Genomic DNA, 2,275 nt, shown 5'->3' on the forward strand with positions numbered 1-2,275 from the left:
GGTCAGGCGGGGGCGCGCCGGACGATGAGCAGCGCGACGTCGTCCTCGGCCTGCTCGCGGCCGATCAGCGCCGCCATCACCGCGGCGCCGACCTGCTCGGGCGGGCCCGCGGACACCGCGGCGCACAGCCGGTCGATGCCGGTGTTCAGCGAGGCTCCCCGCCGCTCCACCAGGCCGTCGGTGTAGAAGCACAGCAGACCGCCGGGCGGGAGCTCGACGGTCATCGTCCGGCGGGGCACGCCGGCGCCGATGCCGATGAGGACGTCCGGCTTGGCGTCGACGGTGCGCGCGGGCTCGCCGGGCACGGCGATCACCGGCGGGAGGTGGCCCGCCGACGACAGCCGGACGCGCTCGAACCCCGGATCGCACACCCCGTACACCACGGTCGCGGTCGCGTCCGGTTCGAAGTGCTGCATCTTCCGGTCGAGCTTGCGCAGGACCTCGGCGGGATCGTCGCTGTCGAGCGCATAGGCCCGCAGCGTGCTGCGCATCCGGCCCATGACCACGGCGGCGCCGATGCCGTGCCCGGCGACGTCCCCCATGACGATGCCGATCTCGCCGGAAGGCAGCGGGAACACGTCATACCAGTCGCCGCCGACGTCGGCCTTGCCGGGGCGGTATCGGGCGGACATCTCGGCGCCCGGGAAGTCGGGAGGCGCGGCCGGCACGAGGCTGTGCTGCAGTTCCATCGCCCCGGAGCGTTCGTCCCGGATCTGCAGCGACTGCACGGCCAGGGCGGCGCGCGAGGCGGCGAGCTGGAGGAACTCGGTGTCGTCCGTGGTGAACCGGCGAGGGGCGAGCGTCCCGACGTGCAGGACGCCGAGCAGCCTGCCGCCGCTGATGAGCGGCACGCCGAGCAGGGACCGGAGCCCCCGCTCCATCAGCAGGGGATTGTAGAGGCCGGCGACGGACACGTCCGGGACGTAGACGGGCCGCAGCTCCGTCGCGACGCGGCCGGCGAACCCGTACCCCAGGGGGACGTGGGCCGCCTGTCTGACCTCCTCCTCGATGCCCTTCGCGGCCGCCGCCACGAGGATGCGCCGCTGCCGGTCGAGGAGCAGCACGACGGCAGTGTCCACGCCGAGGATCTCGCGGACGCGCTCGAGCAGCGTGTCAAGGAACTCGTCCATGCGCATGTGGGCGAACGCCTCGTCAGTGATCGCCCGGATGTTCTCGAGCATGCGGGACGCTCCGGTGCCGGCGTCCGCCGAGTTCTCCAAAATTGCCACCTATGTGTGGATATCTAGTTGGTCTACGGGTTTACCCCAGGTCGACGGACCGATCCAAACAGTGACGCAGCTCACACGGGCGCCCTGGCGGGGAGACCGGCATAGGCTGGACGCCGTGGAACGCATCCTGGTCAGCTCCTGCTTGGCAGGGCGACCCGTCCGCTACGACGGCGCAGCCAAGCCAGTGGGAGGCGACCTCTTCGAACGCTGGCGCAGGGAAGGGCGCCTCGTCCCATTCTGCCCCGAAATATCGGGTGGATTGACCGTTCCGCGCCAGCCCGCCGAGATCGTCGGCGGCGACGGCGGCGACGTCCTGGACGGCACGGCCCGCGTCCTGACCGGTACCGGCAGGGACGTCACCGGCGAGTTCCTCCAGGGGGCCCGGCTCGCACTGGACGCGGCCCGGCGGTCCGGTGCGCGCACGGCCCTGCTCAAGGAGGGCAGCCCGTCCTGCGGCAGCCACCGCGTCTACGACGGCACCTTCACCGGGACCTCGTCACCGGGCACCGGTGTGACGACCGCTCTCCTCCAGCGCTCCGGCATCACGGTCTTCAGCGAGGACGACCTGGACGCCGTCCAGGCCCACCTGGCCACGCTGGAACAGCGAAGCTGAAACGCGCGCGGGAAGACCCTGCGCAGCAGCGAAGCCGCACGCACACCCCCGGTTCGGGAACCTCGTAGGGATCACCGGCCTTCGCCGGCGCCGCTGCGAAAGGCTGCGACTCGGCAGGGACGGCGGCCGGACAGGGAGCACCACGCTCCGGCCGCATGACGCCTGTCCAACCGACCGAGGCCACCGGGGGCGGGCCGCATCTGCTCGCGCAGGACGGGTTGCGGGGCGTCGCGATCCCCGGCGTCCTGCTGCTCCACACCCGGCGGCTTCCTCGGGATCGGCCTGCTCTTCGCGCCGTCCGGCACCTCATCACCGATCTGCTGCTGCGGGAGGTCGAGGCGACCGGCGCCGTGTCGGTCGCGGCCTTCTGGGGCCGCCGGATCCGGCGGCTGCCGCCCGCGCCGGCGGCCATGCTCGCCGGCGTCACGGTCGC

General features: G+C 72.6%; 2 protein-coding genes and 1 pseudogene. 2 read left to right on the forward strand and 1 reads right to left on the reverse strand.

All coding sequences use genetic code 11. The annotated features are described in order from the left end of the window. Positions 1-2: 2 nt before the first annotated feature. Complete coding sequence (locus tag ACIWVC_RS16900; protein ID WP_396454291.1) at positions 3-1,229, reverse strand: PP2C family protein-serine/threonine phosphatase; 1,227 nt, start codon at positions 1,227-1,229, stop codon at positions 3-5. Between the two features lie 115 nt (positions 1,230-1,344). Between ACIWVC_RS16900 and ACIWVC_RS16905 the strand changes: the two genes are divergently transcribed. Further along, a complete protein-coding gene (locus ACIWVC_RS16905) occupies positions 1,345-1,842 on the forward strand; it encodes a DUF523 domain-containing protein (protein ID WP_396454292.1) in 498 nt (165 codons plus the stop codon). 155 nt (positions 1,843-1,997) lie between these two features. After that, positions 1,998-2,275, forward strand: a pseudogene (locus ACIWVC_RS16910) (acyltransferase); the annotation flags it as partial.

Source organism: Actinomadura sp., assembly GCF_044508335.1.
GTDB lineage: Bacteria > Actinomycetota > Actinomycetes > Streptosporangiales > Streptosporangiaceae > Spirillospora.